15 protein-coding genes are annotated in these 17,302 nt (G+C 59.6%); 7 read left to right on the top strand and 8 right to left on the bottom strand.

The genetic code is table 11. The features are described from left to right. Positions 1 to 31 precede the first annotated feature (31 nt). Together recJ and C9422_RS14575 are read left to right on the top strand one after the other, a co-directional pair. Positions 32 to 1,741: a single-stranded-DNA-specific exonuclease RecJ gene (gene recJ / locus C9422_RS14580; protein WP_116581132.1), complete on the top strand. Its 1,710-nt coding sequence runs from the start codon at positions 32 to 34 to the stop codon at positions 1,739 to 1,741. 247 nt (positions 1,742 to 1,988) lie between these two features. Continuing rightward, on the top strand, positions 1,989 to 3,095 hold the full coding sequence (locus C9422_RS14575; RefSeq protein WP_116581131.1) for an NADH:flavin oxidoreductase/NADH oxidase: 1,107 nt from the start codon (positions 1,989 to 1,991) through the stop codon (positions 3,093 to 3,095). Between the two features lie 67 nt (positions 3,096 to 3,162). Here the strand turns inward: C9422_RS14575 and glpD are convergent, their stop codons facing one another. The 4 genes from glpD to C9422_RS14555 all read right to left on the bottom strand — a co-directional run bounded on the left by glpD (position 3,163) and on the right by C9422_RS14555 (position 8,230). Next, the gene (gene glpD / locus C9422_RS14570; protein ID WP_116581241.1) at positions 3,163 to 4,701 is read right to left on the bottom strand and encodes a glycerol-3-phosphate dehydrogenase; all 1,539 of its coding nucleotides are present in this window, start codon (positions 4,699 to 4,701) and stop codon (positions 3,163 to 3,165) included. 246 nt (positions 4,702 to 4,947) lie between these two features. Beyond that, the gene (locus C9422_RS14565; RefSeq protein ID WP_007971301.1) at positions 4,948 to 5,703 is read right to left on the bottom strand and encodes a DeoR/GlpR family transcriptional regulator; all 756 of its coding nucleotides are present in this window, start codon (positions 5,701 to 5,703) and stop codon (positions 4,948 to 4,950) included. A gap of 95 nt (positions 5,704 to 5,798) precedes the next feature. Continuing rightward, positions 5,799 to 7,304 carry a glycerol kinase GlpK gene (gene glpK / locus C9422_RS14560; protein WP_116581130.1) on the bottom strand — a complete coding sequence of 502 codons (1,506 nt, stop codon included), beginning with the start codon at positions 7,302 to 7,304 and terminating at the stop codon, positions 5,799 to 5,801. A gap of 74 nt (positions 7,305 to 7,378) precedes the next feature. Further along, the gene (locus C9422_RS14555) at positions 7,379 to 8,230 is read right to left on the bottom strand and encodes an MIP/aquaporin family protein (RefSeq protein WP_116581129.1); all 852 of its coding nucleotides are present in this window, start codon (positions 8,228 to 8,230) and stop codon (positions 7,379 to 7,381) included. A 348-nt stretch (positions 8,231 to 8,578) separates the two neighbouring features. On the opposite strand from C9422_RS14555, the gene ybaK reads away from it, so the two are divergent. Further along, a complete protein-coding gene (ybaK, locus tag C9422_RS14550; RefSeq protein WP_007971306.1) occupies positions 8,579 to 9,049 on the top strand; it encodes a Cys-tRNA(Pro) deacylase in 471 nt (156 codons plus the stop codon). 94 nt (positions 9,050 to 9,143) lie between these two features. Further along, positions 9,144 to 9,926: a PhzF family phenazine biosynthesis protein gene (locus C9422_RS14545; protein WP_116581128.1), complete on the top strand. Its 783-nt coding sequence runs from the start codon at positions 9,144 to 9,146 to the stop codon at positions 9,924 to 9,926. A gap of 131 nt (positions 9,927 to 10,057) precedes the next feature. On the opposite strand, the gene C9422_RS14540 is transcribed toward C9422_RS14545, so the two are convergent. Together C9422_RS14540 and argF are read right to left on the bottom strand one after the other, a co-directional pair. Beyond that, a complete protein-coding gene (locus C9422_RS14540) occupies positions 10,058 to 11,167 on the bottom strand; it encodes an ABC transporter ATP-binding protein (protein ID WP_116262071.1) in 1,110 nt (369 codons plus the stop codon). Further along, the gene (gene argF / locus C9422_RS14535) at positions 11,164 to 12,084 is read right to left on the bottom strand and encodes an ornithine carbamoyltransferase (RefSeq protein ID WP_116581127.1); all 921 of its coding nucleotides are present in this window, start codon (positions 12,082 to 12,084) and stop codon (positions 11,164 to 11,166) included. Before argF ends, C9422_RS14540 begins: the two co-directional genes overlap by 4 nt. Before the next feature lie 540 nt (positions 12,085 to 12,624). On the opposite strand from argF, the gene C9422_RS14530 reads away from it, so the two are divergent. Continuing rightward, a complete protein-coding gene (locus C9422_RS14530; protein ID WP_116581126.1) occupies positions 12,625 to 14,733 on the top strand; it encodes a molybdopterin oxidoreductase family protein in 2,109 nt (702 codons plus the stop codon). Between the two features lie 97 nt (positions 14,734 to 14,830). Further along, the gene (gene grxD / locus C9422_RS14525; protein ID WP_007971318.1) at positions 14,831 to 15,172 is read left to right on the top strand and encodes a Grx4 family monothiol glutaredoxin; all 342 of its coding nucleotides are present in this window, start codon (positions 14,831 to 14,833) and stop codon (positions 15,170 to 15,172) included. A gap of 173 nt (positions 15,173 to 15,345) precedes the next feature. Here grxD and bfr read toward each other — a convergent pair whose 3' ends face one another. Next, entirely contained in the window at positions 15,346 to 15,819 is a 474-nt protein-coding gene (gene bfr / locus C9422_RS14520) for a bacterioferritin (RefSeq protein WP_116581125.1), read from the bottom strand. Positions 15,820 to 16,019: 200 nt separating this feature from the next. After that, the gene (locus tag C9422_RS14515; RefSeq protein WP_007985869.1) at positions 16,020 to 16,238 is read right to left on the bottom strand and encodes a bacterioferritin-associated ferredoxin; all 219 of its coding nucleotides are present in this window, start codon (positions 16,236 to 16,238) and stop codon (positions 16,020 to 16,022) included. Positions 16,239 to 16,548: 310 nt separating this feature from the next. Here C9422_RS14515 and C9422_RS14510 point away from each other — a divergent pair, with 310 nt between their 5' ends. After that, the gene (locus C9422_RS14510; RefSeq protein WP_007971324.1) at positions 16,549 to 17,151 is read left to right on the top strand and encodes a peroxiredoxin; all 603 of its coding nucleotides are present in this window, start codon (positions 16,549 to 16,551) and stop codon (positions 17,149 to 17,151) included. Positions 17,152 to 17,302: the final 151 nt, after the last annotated feature.

The raw sequence follows: 17,302 nt of genomic DNA, 5'->3' as shown, positions 1-17,302 counted from the left end.
CTACGTATTGAAGAGAAGCATCTTTCACCCCATGCGCATCGAACCTCGCCTGCTGCCCGACACCCTGCCATTCCTCGGTGATATTCCGCCACTGCTGACCCGCCTGTACGCGGCGCGTGGCGTGCAATCCGAGGCGGAACTGGACAAGAGCCTGGCGCGGCTGATTCCGTTCCAGCAGCTCAAGGGCATTGATGCCGCCGTGGATTTACTGGTGACGGCGCTCGAACAGCGCCAGCGCATCCTGATCGTCGGCGACTTCGATGCCGACGGCGCAACGGCGAGCACCGTGGGCACGCTGGGGCTGCGTTTGCTGGGGGCGGCGCATGTCGATTATCTGGTGCCGAACCGTTTCGACTACGGCTACGGCCTGACCCCGGAGATCGTCGCGGTCGCGCTGGAGCGCCAGCCGCATTTGCTGATTACCGTGGATAACGGCATCTCCAGCGTCGAAGGCGTGGCCGCGGCGAAAAAGGCCGGGCTCAAGGTGCTGGTTACCGATCACCACTTGCCCGGCGACGAACTGCCGTTGGCCGATGCCATCGTCAATCCGAACCAGCCAGGTTGCGCGTTCCCGAGCAAGGCCCTGGCCGGTGTCGGGGTGATTTTCTATGTGCTGATGGCCCTGCGTGCGCGTTTGCGCGAGCTCGGCTGGTACACCAGCAAGCCGCAGCCGAATATCGGCGAACTGCTCGATCTGGTGGCCTTGGGCAGCGTGGCCGACGTGGTGCCGCTGGATGCCAACAACCGGATTCTGGTGCACCAGGGCCTCGAGCGGATTCGCGCCGGACGTGCCCGACCGGGAGTCAAGGCGATCCTCGAGGTGGCCAAGCGTGACCATGCGCGCATCACCTCCACCGACCTGGGTTTCATCGTCGGTCCACGCCTGAACGCCGCAGGGCGTCTGGATGACATGAGCCTGGGCATCGAATGCCTGTTGACCGAAGACGCAGCCCTGGCCCGTGAGATGGCGGCTCAACTGGATGGCATGAACCAGGATCGCAAATCCATCGAGCAGGGCATGCAGCGCGAAGCGCTGGCCCAGCTCAAGGATCTGCCGGTGGAGTCGATGCCGTTCGGCTTGTGCCTGTTCGATCCCGAGTGGCATCAGGGCGTCATCGGAATCCTCGCGTCACGGATGAAAGAGCGTTATTTCCGCCCGACCATCGCCTTTGCCGATGCCGGTGACGGCCTGCTCAAGGGGTCTGGGCGTTCGGTCCAGGGCTTTCACATCCGCGACGCCCTGAGCGTGGTGGCGGCGCAGCATCCGAATCTGATTACCAAGTATGGTGGCCACGCAATGGCGGCCGGCCTGACGTTGCCGGAAGCGAATTTCCCCTTGTTCGCCGAGGCCTTTGACGCTGAAGTGCGCCGGCAACTGCGCGAAGAAGACCTGACTGGCCGCTTGTTGTCGGACGGCACCCTGGCAGTGGAAGAGTTTCACCTGGAACTGGCCCGCGCCCTGCGGCATGCCGGCCCTTGGGGGCAGCACTTCCCGGAACCGTTGTTTCATGGGGTGTTCCAGTTGGTCGAGCAGCGCGTGGTGGGCGAACGGCACCTTAAAGTGGTGCTGAAAAGTGAATGTGGTTCGGTGAAGCTCGACGGCATTGCCTTCGGGATCGACCGCGACATCTGGCCGAATCCGACCATCAAGTGGGTGGAACTGGCCTACAAGCTCGACCTCAACGAGTTTCGTGGCAACGAGACGGTTCAACTGATGATTGCCCATATCGAACCGCGATAAGACATTTAAGATCAAAAGATCGCAGCCTTCGGCAGCTCCTACAGGGGTATGTCGATCCATGTAGGAGCTGCCGAAGGCTGCGATCTTTTCGCCATTGTCGACTAGGCTCTAATCACTGCTTGATTTTGGTCTTGTGACGTCTTGTCGAATTTTTTGCCCGCGGGGGCGGGTGTTGTACCTTTTTCCTGTCACTCGTCGACTATTCAAACAGAACCTGGAGCCTGCCCACTGATTCGAGAGGTGCCCCATGAGTCTGCTGCTTGAACCCTTTACCCTTCGCCAATTGACCCTGCCCAACCGCATCGCGGTATCGCCGATGTGCCAGTATTCCAGCGCCGACGGCCTGGCCAATGACTGGCACCTGGTCCACCTCGGCAGCCGCGCAGTCGGCGGGGCCGGGCTGGTGTTTACCGAAGCCACGGCGGTCACCGCCGACGGACGTATCACGGCTCAGGACCTCGGTCTGTGGAATGACGAGCAGATCGAACCCCTGCAACGCATCACCCGTTTCATCAACGCCCAGGGCGGCGTTGCCGGCATTCAACTGGCCCATGCCGGGCGCAAGGCCAGTACCTATCGGCCATGGCTTGGCAAGCACGGCAGCGTCAAACCCGACGAGGGCGGCTGGGTGCCGGTCGGGCCTTCACCGATTGCGTTCGATCCACAGCACACTCAACCCAGACAACTGGATGACGGCGAGATCGCCAAGGTGATCCAGGCCTTTGTCGATGCGGCAAAGCGCTCGCTGACGGCCGGTTTCAAGGTGGTCGAAGTGCACGCCGCCCATGGCTACCTGCTGCATCAGTTCCTGTCGCCGTTGAGCAATCAGCGTCGCGATCAATATGGTGGTTCGTTCGAAAATCGTATTCGGCTGGTGCTGCAAGTCACCGAAGCGATACGTGCGGTCTGGCCTGAAGAGTTGCCGGTGTTTGTCCGGGTATCGGCCACCGACTGGGTCGAAGACGGCTGGAACCCCGATGAAACCGTGGAACTGGCGCGTCGCCTCAAAGCCTTGGGCGTGGACCTGATCGACGTCTCGTCGGGCGGAACGGCGGTGAATGCCGAAATTCCCACAGGCCCCGGTTACCAGACCCGCTTCGCCGAACGCGTGCGCAAGGAGTCGGGCATGGCCACCGGCACGGTCGGCATGATCACCGAGCCGGCCCAGGCCGAGCATATCCTGCGTACCTGCCAGGCGGACATCATCTTCCTGGCCCGTGAATTGTTGCGCGATCCCTACTGGGCGCTGCACGCCGATGATGACCTGGGCGGGCACAAGGCCGTGTGGCCGGCGCAGTATCAGCGGGCGACTCACCGTGAGCAGCCGATTCACGAATCGGATTTGCGCGACTGAAATCCATCGATACGAAAAAGCCCCTGAATCGCGAGATCCAGGGGCTTTTGTTTATACCGGTGACTGATCAGGCCGCTTCGATCTTGCTGCGGTTCTGCTCGACCTGGTTCAGGTAGTCCTTGAGCTTGTCCTGCTCGGCTACTGTCGTGAACAAGCCGAGCTTGCTGCGACGCCAGAGGATGTCTTGGGCGCTGGTGGCCCACTCCTCGCTGCACAGGTAGTCGACTTCACGGGTGTAGAGGCCGCCGCCGATATGCTCGCCCATGTCGCTGAGGTCTTGTACACCTTCAAGCATGCGCCAGGTACGGCTACCGTAGGTGGTGGCCCAGCGGCGCGCGATCTCGCTCGGTACCCAGTCGAACTGGTCGCGGATACGTGAGCTCAAGGCTTGCGGGGTGGTCATGTCTTCACCGCCCGGCAGCGGGGCGTTGGCGGTCCAGCTCGGCTTGATGTGCTTGAAGTACGGTGCCAGTTGCGCCAGCGCCGACTCGGCCAGTTTGCGATAGGTGGTGAGCTTGCCGCCGAACACCGACAGCAATGGGGCTTCCTCGCCACTGCCCGACAGCGCCAGGGTGTAATCGCGGGTCACGGCCGATGGGTTGTCGGATTCGTCGTTGCACAGCGGACGCACACCGGAATAGCTGTGCAGGATGTCGTCGCGGCTGATCTGCTTTTTGAAATGGGCGTTGACCACGTTCAACAAGTAGTCGGTTTCGCCGTCGGTGATTGCAACGGCAGCCGGATCGCCGGTGTACTCGCGGTCCGTAGTGCCGATCAGGGTGAAGTGGTTCAAGTACGGAATGGTGAACACGATGCGCTGATCTTCGTTTTGCAGGATGTGCGCGTGTTCGCCTTCATACAGCTTCGGTACGATCAGGTGGCTGCCCTGGATCAGGCGGATGCCGTAAGGCGATTCCATCTTCAGGTCGTCGCGAATGAACCTGGCGACCCATGGCCCGGCCGCGTTGACCAATGCCTTGGCGCGAATCGAAAACAGGCTGCCATCGCTGCGTTCCAGGTGCAGGTGCCACAGGCCCTTGGTGCGGCGTGCGCTGACGCAGCGGGTTTGGGTGTGAACGTGGGCGCCTTGTTCCCGGGCGGCCATGGCGTTCAACACCACCAGGCGCGCGTCGTCGACCCAGCAATCGGAGTATTCGAAACCCTTGGTGATCTCGCTTTTCAGCGCGCTGTCGGGGCCGAACTTCAGGCTTTTCGAACCCTGGAGTTGCTCGCGCTTGCCCAGGTTGTCATAGAGGAACAGCCCGGCGCGGATCATCCATGCCGGGCGCAGGTGTGGGCGGTGTGGCAACACGAAGCGCATTTGCTTGACGATGTGCGGTGCCTTGGCCAACAGCACTTCACGCTCGGCCAGGGCTTCACGCACCAGGCGAAATTCGTAATGTTCGAGGTAGCGCAGGCCGCCGTGGATCAACTTGCTGCTGGCCGACGAAGTATGGCTGGCCAGGTCATCCTTTTCGCAAAGGAACACCGAAAGACCGCGACCGGCGGCATCTGCTGCGATCCCCACGCCATTGATCCCGCCACCGATGACGGCGATATCGTAGATCTCGGCGAGAGGGGGCGTAGGCAAGGTGGAAGTGGGCATCGGCACGGCCTCGGAATTCTTTGATGTTCTGTATTTGAATTCGAACATTAATGTTCATTTGCGAAAATACTAGCCCATAAAGAGGCGCACAGCCAGTCGACTTCGATTGAAAATACTCATCGAAGGGCCGTTAAAGGAAAATTTACGAACATAAAAGCAAAAGATCGCAGCCTTCGGCAGCTCCTACAGATTTGAGTGCATCTGTAGGAGCTGCCGAAGGCTGCGATCTTTTAATGCCGAAAGGGCTTAAACGACTTCCAATCGAACCTTGTGCTGGTTCAGCAGCTGCGCCAGCGCCGGGGAAGGCTGCTGATCGGTGACCAGGCAATCGACCAGGCTGATCGGTCCCAGGCGAATCATGGCGTTGCGCCCGAATTTGCTCGAGTCGGCCGCGAGTATCACTTGTCGGGCATTGGCGATGATCGCCTGGGATACCCGCACTTCCTGATAATCGAAGTCCAGCAGGCTGCCGTCCTCATCGATACCACTGATGCCGACCAAGGCAAAGTCGACCTTGAACTGGTTGATGAAGTCGACACTGGCCTGACCGACCACGCCGCCGTCGCGCCGCACGTTGCCACCGGTCAGCAGCACGTCGAAGTCGTCCTTGGCGCTGAGCATGGAGGCCACATGCAGGTTGTTGGTGATGATCTTCAGGTGACTGTGGTTGAGCAGCGCCCGGGCGATGGATTCGGTGGTGGTGCCGATGTTGATGAACAACGAGGCATGGTCGGGAATCTGCGCGGCAATGGCTTCGCCGATACGCTGTTTTTCATCGCGCATCTGATCGGCGCGCATGGCGTAGGCGGTGTTTTCGACACTGGAGTCATAGGCGGCGCCACCGTGGTAGCGACGCAACAGGTTGGCTTCCGCGAGCTGATTGATGTCGCGGCGGATGGTCTGCGGTGTAACGACGAACAACGTGGCCATTTCCTCGATACTGACATAGCCGCGTTCGCGAACCAGCTCGAGGATTTGCTGCTGACGGGGAGGCAGATTCATGGGGCGTCCTTTGGGCTGCCGTGCAAAATTTGCCCATGATGCCGCAGGAATCTGCTCCCGACCAGTTACATACAGAGACGAGCCCGTATCCCGGCTTATTCAGCCTCGTCTTCAACCGCCCAATCGCGGGTACGGCTGACGGCTTTTTTCCACCCGGCGTAGAGTTTTTCCTTCGCCCCTTCATCCAGCGTCGGCTCGAACCGGCGCTCGATCACGGCCTTGCCACGCAACTCTTCCAGGCTGCCCCAGAAGCCACAGGCCAGGCCTGCCAGGTAAGCGGCGCCGAGTGCTGTGGTTTCGCGCATTTGCGGGCGCTCGACCTGCGTGCCGAGGATGTCGGCCTGGAATTGCATGAGGAAGTTGTTGGCCACCGCGCCGCCGTCCACGCGCAGCGCTTTCAGGCGCTCTCCGGAGTCCTGCTGCATGGCGTCCAGCACGTCGCGGGTCTGGTAGGCAATCGACTCCAGCGCGGCACGAATGATGTGGTCCACGCGAACGCCGCGGGTCAGGCCGAACAATGCGCCACGGGCATACGGGTCCCAGTACGGTGCGCCCAGACCGGTGAAGGCCGGCACCAGGTACACGCCGTTGCTGTCCTTGACCTTGTTGGCGAAGTATTCGGTGTCGTGGGCGTCGTTGATGATCTTCAGCTCGTCACGCAGCCATTGCACGGTGGAGCCGCCGTTGAACACTGCGCCTTCCAGTGCATAAGCCACTTCGCCGCGAGGGCCGCAAGCGATGGTGGTCAGCATGCCATGCTTGGATTTCACCGCTTTGTCACCGGTGTTCATCAGCAGGAAGCAGCCAGTGCCGTAGGTGTTTTTCGCCTGGCCTGGCTCGACGCACATCTGGCCGAAGAGGGCGGCTTGCTGGTCACCGGCGATACCGCCGATGGCGATGCCGCTTTTGGTGTGGCCGTAGATTTGCGAGGACGATTTAACTTCCGGGAGCATTTCGCGCGGAATATCCAGCAGCTCCAGCATCTTCGCGTCCCACTCGAGGGTGTGGATGTTGAAGAGCATGGTGCGCGAGGCGTTGGTGTAGTCGGTGACGTGCACCTTGCCGCCGGTAAATTTCCAGATCAGCCAGCTGTCGACGGTGCCGAACAGCAGTTCGCCATTGCGCGCACGTTCGCGGCTGCCTTCGACGTTGTCGAGAATCCACTTGAGCTTGGTGCCGGAGAAGTAGGGATCGGTGACCAGGCCGGTGGTGTCGCTGATGTATTGCTCGTGGCCATCGCGCTTGAGCTGCTGGCAGATCTCGGTGCTGCGTCGGCACTGCCAGACGACGGCGTTGTAGATCGGGCGACCGGTGTTCTTGTCCCAGACCACGGTGGTTTCGCGCTGGTTGGTGATGCCGATGGCGGCTACCTGGTCGTGGTGCAGGCCGGCTTGTGCCAGGGCCTCGACCATCACGGCGCTTTGGGTGGCGAAGATCTCCATCGGGTCATGCTCGACCCAACCGGCTTGCGGGTAATGCTGGGCGAACTCCCGTTGGGCGGTGCAGACCACGTTCGCGTCGCGGTCGAAAATGATCGCGCGGGAGCTGGTCGTACCCTGATCGAGGGCAATGATGTAGTTCTTATTCTGTGTGTCGGTCATGTCGATTGCCTTGGACGAAAAAAGGGAGTGAGGTCTGGCGCGTGATCAAAGGGCAGGGGCACGCGCCAACGGTATCAGGACGTTCTGGGTTTGCCGTCAATGGCAGGTCGCTCATCCTTTGTAGCAGGTACGGCGCCGGGCAGATGGCGGGCAATCAGCCCGCGATAGGCGGCGGCGCCGAGGCAGGCACCGACAATCGGCGCAAAAACAGGAATCAGGAAGTACGGAATATCGCGTCCGCCAGTGAAGGAAATTTCACCCCAGCCAGCGAAGAAAGTCATCAGTTTAGGGCCGAAGTCCCGCGCAGGGTTCATGGCAAAACCGGTCAGCGGTCCCATCGAGCTACCGATCACCGCAATCAGCAAGCCGATCAGCAGCGGTGCCAACGGGCCTTTTGGCAGGCCATTGTTGTCGTCGGTCAGGGACATGATTACGCCCATCAGGATGGCCGTAATGATCACCTCCACCAGAAATGCCTGGGCGGTGGTGAGCGCAGGATTCGGGAAGGTGGAGAACACGGAGGCCAATTCAAGGCTGGCTTGCGTGCCACGAACCATGTGCTGTGTTTGTTCGAATTCGAAGAATAGATTGCTGTAGAGCGTGTAAACCAACAACGCGCCACAAAAGGCACCTGCCACTTGGGCGAATACGTAGAAAGGCAGTTTGCGCTTTTCGAAGTCCGCAAAAATGCTCAGGGCAATGCTGACGGCAGGGTTCAGATGAGCCCCGGAAACCCCGGCGGTGAGGTAGATCGCCATGCTGACGCCGACGCCCCAGATAATGCTGATTTCCCACAAACCAAAACTGGCACCCGCGACCTTTAGCGCGGCAACACAACCGGTACCAAAAAAGATCAGCAGCGCCGTACCCAGAAACTCGGCCATGCATTGGCTCGAGAGCGACGGTTGTTGTAAAGCAGTAGTCATTGAAACCTCATTTTTTTTGTTGTCTGGCGCGTTCTTGCCTTCATGGTCAACGCGCGTTTTTCACCGAGGCAGGATCCCCATCCTGGTCGCGGTTTACTGCCGGGTACAGCGGTAGGACGTTTCGTGCAGTTTCAGAAACGAAAAAATATAGACAAGAAACGCTGCTGTCAAAGGTCGAAAGTGAACCATCAGTCACAAAAAAACTATTCGTTGCTTGAATGAATGAGTCATTGCGCAATGGGATGGCCAGGCAATGGCGTTATGAATGCGCCGCCGTAGAGCCTTTTGACGATCAATGTCCTAGAATCCGGCGCAGTATTTTCTTCTGCCGCCCAGTCTGGAGCTGCCATGACCCCCGCATTGGATTTATTGAAAAAGGTTCGGGCCGAACATCGCGTACACAGTTACGAACATGACCCGAAGGCCGCTTCCTATGGTCTGGAGGCCGCGGAAAAACTCGGGCTCGACCCGGCGCAGGTGTTCAAGACCTTGCTGGCGGCCAGCGAAAAAGGAGAGTTGCTGGTGGCTGTGGTGCCGGTTGTCGGCAGCCTGGACTTGAAAGGGCTGGCCCATGCCGCCGGCGTGAAAAAGGTCGAAATGGCCGATCCGGCGGCAGCGCAGCGCTCTACGGGCTATCTGTTGGGCGGGATCAGCCCGCTGGGGCAGAAAAAGCGTTTGCGTACCTTCATTGATAACTCGGCCCAGCCCTTCGCCAGCATTTTTGTCAGTGCTGGCCGGCGTGGACTGGAAGTCGAACTGGCGCCGGCCGTGCTGGCCGAACACACCCAGGCGAAGTTTGCCGATATCGGCCGTGCGTGAGCGCAGCGCTGTATGGTGAAAATCAGCCGGTTCTGTCACTGGTGCCGGTTCGGTCGGCGCTGCATGCTCTGTGGCCTGACAAAGGGAGAAGGTTATGCAGTTGGAGTTTCATCAGGTCGACGCGTTCAGCAATCAGCCATTCAGCGGCAACCCGGCGATGGTCTATCGGCTCGATACCTGGCTAGCCGATGAGTTGATGCAGAAGATTGCCGCCGAGCACAACCTCGCCGAAACGGCGTTTGTCGTGCGCGAAGGGCAGGGCTGGCACATCCGCTGGTTTACACCGACCACCGAGGTACCACTGTGCGGTCACGCGACACTGGCCAGCGCCCACGTATTGTTTGAGGTCTATAAAGAGCCGGTCGAGCGACTGGACTTTATCTGCACATCCGGTCCGTTGAGCGTGACCCGTGAAGATGGACGACTGTGGCTGGATTTCCCGTCGATCACTGCGTCGCCGGTGAGTGTGACCTCGGACATCGAGCGTGCACTGGGCGTGGAGGCTGTCGAGGTACTGGCTTCGAATGAGCTGTTCGTGGTGCTGGAGTCGGAACAAGCCGTGCTCGACTGCAAGCCGGACATGGTGGCCCTGGCGAAACTGCCATGGTTGGGTGCTATCGTGACGGCGCGGGGCGAGCAGCACGATTTCGTGTCCCGGTACTTCGCCCCGGCGATCGGCATCAATGAAGACCCGGTGACCGGATCGACCCATTGCCTTCTGATTCCGTATTGGTCGAAGCGATTGGACAAGTCGAACCTGACGGCCTGTCAGCGTTCGACGCGAGGCGGGGAGTTGTTCTGTCGACTGGAAGGCGAGCGGGTGAAGATCGGCGGGGATGCGACGCTGGTTGCCAGTGGTACGCTGATGCTGGGCTAACTCAAATCCAATTGTGGGAGCGGGCTTGCTCGCGAAGGCGGACTGTCAGTTAACATCATCATCGACTGACACTCCGCCTTCGTCGGAACGCCGCCCGGAGCAAGCCCGCTCCCACATTTAATCCATGTTTGTCAGTTGGCCGCGCTGTAGCGTCGGACACCCGATTCAACGGCAGGAATCTGCGCCGCCGTGCTGCCGGACGCCTGGAACAGCACCAGGTGTTCAGCCGCGACACGAATGCCCACATCTGCCCCGACCTGACGATCGACATGGCTCGGGAAGATCGACTCCAACTGCGCGCCTGTCGGCAGCTGCAAGCGATACAGGGTGGATGCACCGAGGAACGTCTTGCCGGCGATTCGTGCCTTCAGTGCGCTGTCCGGTGCGTAGACGATATCGTCCGGACGCAGCAGCACGTCCACGGCGCCGCCTACCGGCCAGGTGTAGGCCCGGTTGCCGCGCAACTCACCCAGCTCGGTTTGCACCGACTCCGGGCTGCTCAACTGACCGCGAATGAAATAGCCCTGGCCGATGAAGCTGGCGACAAAGGGCGTCAGTGGTTCGTGATACAGGTTGTAGGGCGTATCCCACTGTTCCAGTCGACCTTCCTTGAACACGCCAACGTGGTCGCTGACCGCGAAGGCTTCTTCCTGGTCGTGTGTCACCAGAATCGCGCTGGTGCCACGGGCCTTGAGGATGTCGCGTACTTCATGGCTGAGCTTGCGGCGCAATTCGCCATCGAGGTTCGAGAACGGCTCGTCGAGCAACAGCAGTTGCGGTTCCGGCGCCAGTGCGCGGGCCAGGGCGACACGTTGCTGCTGCCCACCGGAAAGCTCGTGGGGGAAACGCTTGCCGAGGTTCTTCAGGTTGACCAGTTCCAGCAGTTCTTCGGTGACGCGATCCTTTTGCGGATGCTTGCGAATGCCGAAGGCGATGTTGTCGGCCACGCTCAAGTGCGGGAACAGCGCGTAGTCCTGGAACACCATGCCGATGCGGCGTTTCTCCGGGGCGAGGGTGAAGCCGGCGCTGGAGATGGTCTCGCCGGCCAGCTGGATTTCGCCTTCGTGTACCGGTTCGAAACCGGCAATCGCCCGCAGAGTGGTGGTTTTGCCGCAGCCGGAAGAGCCCAGCAGGCAACCGATGTCACCGGCGTTCAAATGCAGGTTCAGGTTCTGCACCACGCGTTGGTCTTGATAGCCGCAGGCGAGGTTGCGCAGGTTAAGCAGTAATGGCTGGCTCATGCGTGGTGATACGCCGGTTCGACGAGGAATTCGAGCAGGGCTTTTTGCGCATGCAGACGGTTTTCGGCTTGATCCCAGGCCACCGAGCGTTTGTCGTCGAGCAGGTCGACGCTGATTTCCTCGCCACGGTGCGCCGGCAGGCAGTGCATGAACAGCACGTCGTCAGCGGCCAGGTCGAGCAGGGCGCGATTGACCTGGTACGGTGCGAACAGCTCCAGGCGCTTGGCGGTTTCCTCTTCCTGGCCCATGGAGGTCCAGACGTCGGTGCTCACCAAGTGTGCACCGCGCACGGCGTCTTTCGGGTCTCGAACGATGGAGACCCGATCGCCGGCCTTGGCCAGGAACAACGGGTTGGGCTCGTAGCCTTCCGGGCAGGCAACGCGCAACTGGAAGTCGAACTGGATCGCCGCTTCTATATAGCTGTTGCACATGTTGTTGCCATCGCCGATCCAGGCCACGGTCTTGCCCTGGATGGAGCCGCGGTGTTCGAGGAAGGTCTGCATGTCGGCCAGCAACTGGCACGGGTGCAGGTCATCGGACAGGCCGTTGATCACCGGTACGCGGGAATTGGCGGCGAATTCGGTCAGGTTGCTGTGGGCAAAGGTACGGATCATCACCGCATCGAGCATGCTCGACATGACGATGGCGCAGTCGCCGATCGGCTCGCCACGGCCCAGTTGGGTGTCACGTGGCGACAGGAAGATCGCCTGGCCGCCGAGCTGGATCATGCCGGCCTCAAAGGAGATCCGGGTGCGGGTCGAGGATTTCTCGAAAATCATCCCCAGGACGCGGTTTTTCAGAGGCTCGAACAGTACGCCGCGGTTACGCAGGTCCTTGAGCTCAACGCCTCGACGGATCACGCTGACCAGCTCTTCGGGCGTGCAATCCATCAGGGAGAGAAAGTGCCTTGCGCTCATCATTGACTACCTTTTTGCTACAAACCGCAGATGCTCAAAGCCTTGTTTGACGGAACAACGGGCGAGACCTGCGGCGTAAGCCGCACGGGGCGACGAAATAGGGGAAGGCGCGATCTTATAATTAAATGTCGCGTCTTACCAATAGGGCTACAGTTTTTAGGGAGTTTCAGAGGTGCTACGGGTTCACCGAGGTAGCGCTTTTGAAGCCTGTTTCCTGAAAGCAGCGGTTCATTTGTACACCGGCCTCTCGGGGCTTGGCAATCAGGCGAGGCGGCAATGGTGCACTGACAGTCGGTTTCTGACCTGTCATTCATCCCTGCCGGGCCCGACGAACATTGGTGCCTGATCGGCGAGCCGACCCTTCAGGGCATCCAGTTGCAGGGCGCCGCCCAGGCTACCTTCGAATGGGCTCTGGCGGCCATCGGCTGGCCTGATAACCCTCGATTCACAAGACGAACGTCGCTGGCGTGGCGTCGGGTCTGGCGCCATAGTTTTGTTTCCGCGGCCATCGGTGCCCGCCCATGACAAGACAGACTGGCCATGACCAAGACTCTCCATCACCGTGCGTGCCATTTGTGCGAAGCCATCTGTGGCCTGACCATCGAAACCACCGAGCTCGAAGGCGGCAGCGTGCAGATCACGTCGATCAAGGGCGATCCCCAGGACGCATTCAGCCGTGGCCATATCTGCCCCAAGGCCGTGGCCCTGCAAGACATCCAGAACGATCCGGATCGCCTGCATCAGCCGATGCAGCGGGTGGGCAATGAATGGCAGCCCATCGAGTGGGACGCGGCATTCAATCTGGTGGCCGAGCGCCTGGCGGCGATTCAGGAGCACCATGGGCAAAATGCCGTGGCGGTCTATCAAGGCAACCCGAGCGTGCACAATTACGGGCTGATGACCCACAGCAATTACTTCCTCGGCCTGCTGAAAACCCGCAACCGTTTTTCCGCGACGTCGGTCGATCAATTGCCCCATCACCTGACCAGTCATTTGATGTACGGCCACGGTTTGCTGCTCCCGATCCCGGACATCGATCACACCGATTTCATGCTGATCCTGGGCGGCAACCCGCTGGCTTCGAACGGCAGCATCATGACCGTGCCCGATGTGGAAAAACGCTTGAAGGCGATACAGGCCAGGGGTGGCAAAGTGGTGGTGGTCGACCCACGCCGCAGTGAAACGGCGGCGATTGCCGATCAGCATCTGTTCGTGCGCCCGGGCGGTGATGCCGCGCTGTTGTTCGGGTTGCTCAACACCTTGTTCGCTGAAGGCCTGACTCGAGAGAGCCATCTGCCGGTAGACGGTCTGGATGATGTGCGGGAGGCTGTCGCGCCGTTCTCCGCCGAGGCCATGAGTCCGTTGTGCGCGGTACCAGCCGAACAGATCCGCCAATTGGCGCGAGACTTCGCCGCGGCGCCCTCGGCTGTCTGTTATGGCCGCATGGGCGTCTCGACCCAGGCCTTCGGAACACTTTGTCACTGGGTGGTGCAGTTGATCAATCTGGTCACCGGCAACCTCGACCGCGTGGGTGGTGCCTTGTGCACTGAACCGGCGGTGGATCTGGTGGCGACGACTTCGGGCGGGCATTTCAATTTGTGGCAGAGCCGGGTTTCCGGGCGCCCGGAATACGCCGGAGAGCTGCCAGTCTCTGCGCTGGCCGAAGAAATGCTCACCGAAGGACAAGGGCAAGTCCGGGCGCTGATCACCGTGGCGGGCAATCCGGTGCTGTCCACGCCCAATGGCCGACAGCTCGAGCAGGCACTGGACGGGCTTGATTTCATGGTCAGCATCGACCTGTACATCAATGAAACCACGCGCTACGCCGACCTGATCCTGCCGTCCACATCGGCGCTGGAAAACGAACATTACGACACCACATTCAACCTGTTCGCGGTGCGTAACGTCAGTCGTTTCAACCGCGCAATCCTCGCCAAGCCCGAAGGGGCATTGCACGACTGGGAGATCTTCGTCGGGCTGGCCAAGGCGTTTGCCGCCAGGACCGGCAAAGAGTTGAAACCTACCATCGCCCCGGCGCAAATGATCGATCGCGGCCTGCGCATGGGAATGTACGGCGACACCTCGGAGCACAAGCTATCGCTGGCGACTTTGTTCGATCATCCCCATGGCGTCGATCTTGGTGCGCTCAAGCCTAACCTTGCACCGCGCCTGAAGACTGCCAATCAACGCATCCAGGCCGCGCCTGCGGCGATTCTCGCAGACCTGGCGCGCTTCGCCGCCTTGAAGGCGCCGGCCGCCGACGAGTTGTTGATGATTGGCCGCCGGCATGTACGCAGCAACAACTCATGGATGCATAACTATCATCGGTTGGTGAAGGGCAAGCCACGACACCAGTTGTTGATGCATCCGGACGATCTGGCCAGTCGCGGGCTCAGTGACGGACAGCGCGTTCGGGTCAGTTCGCGGGTGGGTGTGATCGAGGTCGAAGTGCTGGGCAGTCTTGATATGATGAAAGGCGTGGTCAGCCTGCCGCACGGCTGGGGCCACGCGCGGCCGGGCGTGCAGATGTCGATTGCCAGCAGCCAGCCGGGCTCCAGCGCCAACGACCTGACCGACGAATGCCGGATTGACGAACTGTCGGGAAATGCCGCGCTCAATGGCGTGCCAGTGACCGTGGCGGCAGCTTGAATCAGTCTGACGGAGAGACCGAGCAGGGCGCTCGGCTTTCCGTTACAATGCGCCACCGTGCCGACCCATGAGTCGGAAAGTTCAGCCGAGGTGCTCCATGGATATCATCGAAACGATTAAAGAGCAGATTGCCAACAACACCATTCTGCTTTACATGAAAGGCTCGCCGAATGCCCCGCAGTGCGGCTTCTCCGCGAAAGCTGCACAGGCCGTGATGGCGTGTGGTGAAAAGTTTGCGTACGTGGACATCCTGCAGAACCCGGAAATCCGCGCCAACCTGCCAAAATACGCCAACTGGCCAACCTTCCCGCAACTGTGGGTTGCCGGTGAGTTGGTCGGCGGTAGTGACATCATGACTGAAATGGCTGCTGACGGTTCGCTGCAGAGCCTGATCAAGGACGCCGCCGCCAAGGCCGCTGCTCCAAAGACCGAAGCCTGATTCGGGCGGCTCCCCTGTAGGAGCTGCCGAAGGCTGCGATCTCTTGATCTTCAGCATTAAAAAAGCCCCGCCACTCGAAAGAGGGCGGGGCTTTTTATTGTGTCTGTTGGGGCTGTCGCCGGCGGCGATCTTTTGATCCTGCAAAATCAAAAGATCGCAGCCTTCGGCAGCTCCTACTCTTCGCCCATCTGCGATTGCAGATAGTTTTCGATACCGATCTTGTCGATCAGGCCCAATTGGGTTTCCAGCCAGTCGATATGTTCTTCTTCGGACTCGAGGATATCTTCAAGCAGCTCACGGCTGCCGAAGTCGCCAACTGTTTCGCAATGCGCGATAGCCACTTTCAGGTCGGCATGGCCGGTTTTCTCGATACGCAGGTCGCACTCCAGCATTTCCTTGGTGTGCTCGCCGATGTGCAGCTTGCCCAGGTCCTGGACGTTCGGCAGGCCTTCAAGGAACAGGATCCGCTTGATCAGCTTGTCCGCGTGCTTCATCTCGTCGATGGATTCGTGGTACTCGTGCTTGCCGAGCTTGTTCAGGCCCCAATCTTCGTACATGCGCGCATGCAGGAAGTATTGATTGATCGCGACCAGCTCATTGGCAAGGATCTTGTTGAGATGCTGGATGACTGTAACGTCGCCTTTCATGATGGGGTCCTGCCCTTTATTAGCTGTCAATAGAACAGAGAGTTTGAGCCGCGTATTTAATAGTGTCAAACCTAAGTTATTGAAACTTAAATGAAAATTAATCGGAATAAGAATGTTTGTGTTCCGCGTCTAGAGCATAACTAGTTGATTTTGAGACATAAAAAAACCGGACATATGTCCGGTTCTTTGAAATTCGATAGTTAAGCCGCTGTAAATTCTGCTGGATAGGGAATTGCAGCCTGGGCCGTTTGCAGTTTGGTCAGGGTCTCGCGGACCACTTCCTTGGCAAGACAGGCACATTTTCCGCATTGACTGGCAACGCCGGTAGCCACACGGACTTCCTTGTAGCTGCAGCATCCTTCATAGATCGCATCGCGGATTTGACCGTCGGTGACGCCAGTGCAGAGGCAAACATACATAAGGAAGACCGTCGCTGATTGTGACTCAATTGCGATGGATCTTAATGTTAACGAGAATGATTGTCAAAGTGGTTTCAGAGTACTTTTTGTCATAAGCGAGGATGGCTGACGAACGGTCTATAGGGCAAACCGGTGATACAAAACCGTCGGGGATTTCATCGTATCGGGAAAAAACAGCTAAGCCAGCTCAAACACGCGGTGTATGATGGCCGGTCTTTTGCGACCGGGGTTCGTGTCACAGGGCTGTCGCTTCAGGGTGGCAGGCTGATGCGAACCCTGTTTCTCACGCTAATACACCAGGAGATATCCAATGAGCGTACTCGTAGGCAAACAAGCCCCTGACTTCACCGTACCGGCCGTACTCGGCAATGGCGAGATCGTAGACAGCTTCACCCTGTCTTCGGCGATCAAAGGCAAATACGGCCTGGTGTTCTTCTACCCGCTGGACTTCACCTTCGTTTGCCCGTCCGAGCTGATCGCTCTGGACAACCGCATGTCCGAGTTCAAGGCGCGCAACGTTGAAGTGGTCGCAGTGTCGATCGACTCGCACTTCACCCACAACGCCTGGCGCAACACCCCGGTCAACAATGGCGGTATCGGCGAAGTTCGCTACACCATGGCTGCCGACATCAAGCAGGAAATCATGAAGGCCTACGACGTTCAGTCCGCTGACGGCGTGGCATTCCGTGGCGCGTTCCTGATCGACGACAAAGGCGTTGTCCGTTCGCAGATCATCAACGACCTGCCGCTGGGCCGTAACATGGAAGAGCTGCTGCGTCTGGTCGACGCTCTGCAATTCCACGAAGAGCACGGCGAAGTCTGCCCTGCCAACTGGAAAAAAGGCGACAAAGGCATGAACGCTTCGCCAGAAGGCGTTGCGGCTTACCTGACCGAGCACGCTGCCGCTCTGTAAGGCGCACGCTGCAGGTATAAAAAAACCGGCCATCGAGGCCGGTTTTTTTATGCGCGGAAATAAATCTGCGACTGAAACCCCTGTAGGAGCGAGCTTGCTCGCGATGGAGTCAGAACACCGCGGGGAACCAGAACGCCCGCGTCATCGTTCA

The organism is Pseudomonas sp. B1(2018) (assembly GCF_003097365.1).
Lineage (GTDB): Bacteria > Pseudomonadota > Gammaproteobacteria > Pseudomonadales > Pseudomonadaceae > Aquipseudomonas > Aquipseudomonas laurylsulfatiphila.
The sequence above is the reverse complement of the archived record's forward strand: the minus strand, read 5'-3'. Positions and strand labels throughout refer to the sequence as shown.

Bases quoted from the DNA above. Each gene is read 5' to 3' on its own strand.
- C9422_RS14575 (WP_116581131.1), top strand. From the start codon at position 1,989: ATGAGTCTGCTGCTTGAACCCTTTACCCTTCGCCAATTGACCCTGCCC.
- bfr (WP_116581125.1), bottom strand. From the start codon at position 15,819: ATGAAAGGCGACGTTACAGTCATCCAGCATCTCAACAAGATCCTTGCC.
- C9422_RS14515 (WP_007985869.1), bottom strand. From the start codon at position 16,238: ATGTATGTTTGCCTCTGCACTGGCGTCACCGACGGTCAAATCCGCGAT.
- C9422_RS14530 (WP_116581126.1), top strand. From the start codon at position 12,625: ATGACCAAGACTCTCCATCACCGTGCGTGCCATTTGTGCGAAGCCATC.
- C9422_RS14540 (WP_116262071.1), bottom strand. From the start codon at position 11,167: ATGAGCCAGCCATTACTGCTTAACCTGCGCAACCTCGCCTGCGGCTAT.
- ybaK (WP_007971306.1), top strand. From the start codon at position 8,579: ATGACCCCCGCATTGGATTTATTGAAAAAGGTTCGGGCCGAACATCGC.
- C9422_RS14545 (WP_116581128.1), top strand. From the start codon at position 9,144: ATGCAGTTGGAGTTTCATCAGGTCGACGCGTTCAGCAATCAGCCATTC.
- C9422_RS14555 (WP_116581129.1), bottom strand. From the start codon at position 8,230: ATGACTACTGCTTTACAACAACCGTCGCTCTCGAGCCAATGCATGGCC.
- glpD (WP_116581241.1), bottom strand. From the start codon at position 4,701: ATGCCCACTTCCACCTTGCCTACGCCCCCTCTCGCCGAGATCTACGAT.
- glpK (WP_116581130.1), bottom strand. From the start codon at position 7,304: ATGACCGACACACAGAATAAGAACTACATCATTGCCCTCGATCAGGGT.
- grxD (WP_007971318.1), top strand. From the start codon at position 14,831: ATGGATATCATCGAAACGATTAAAGAGCAGATTGCCAACAACACCATT.
- C9422_RS14565 (WP_007971301.1), bottom strand. From the start codon at position 5,703: ATGAATCTGCCTCCCCGTCAGCAGCAAATCCTCGAGCTGGTTCGCGAA.
- C9422_RS14510 (WP_007971324.1), top strand. From the start codon at position 16,549: ATGAGCGTACTCGTAGGCAAACAAGCCCCTGACTTCACCGTACCGGCC.
- argF (WP_116581127.1), bottom strand. From the start codon at position 12,084: ATGAGCGCAAGGCACTTTCTCTCCCTGATGGATTGCACGCCCGAAGAG.
- recJ (WP_116581132.1), top strand. From the start codon at position 32: ATGCGCATCGAACCTCGCCTGCTGCCCGACACCCTGCCATTCCTCGGT.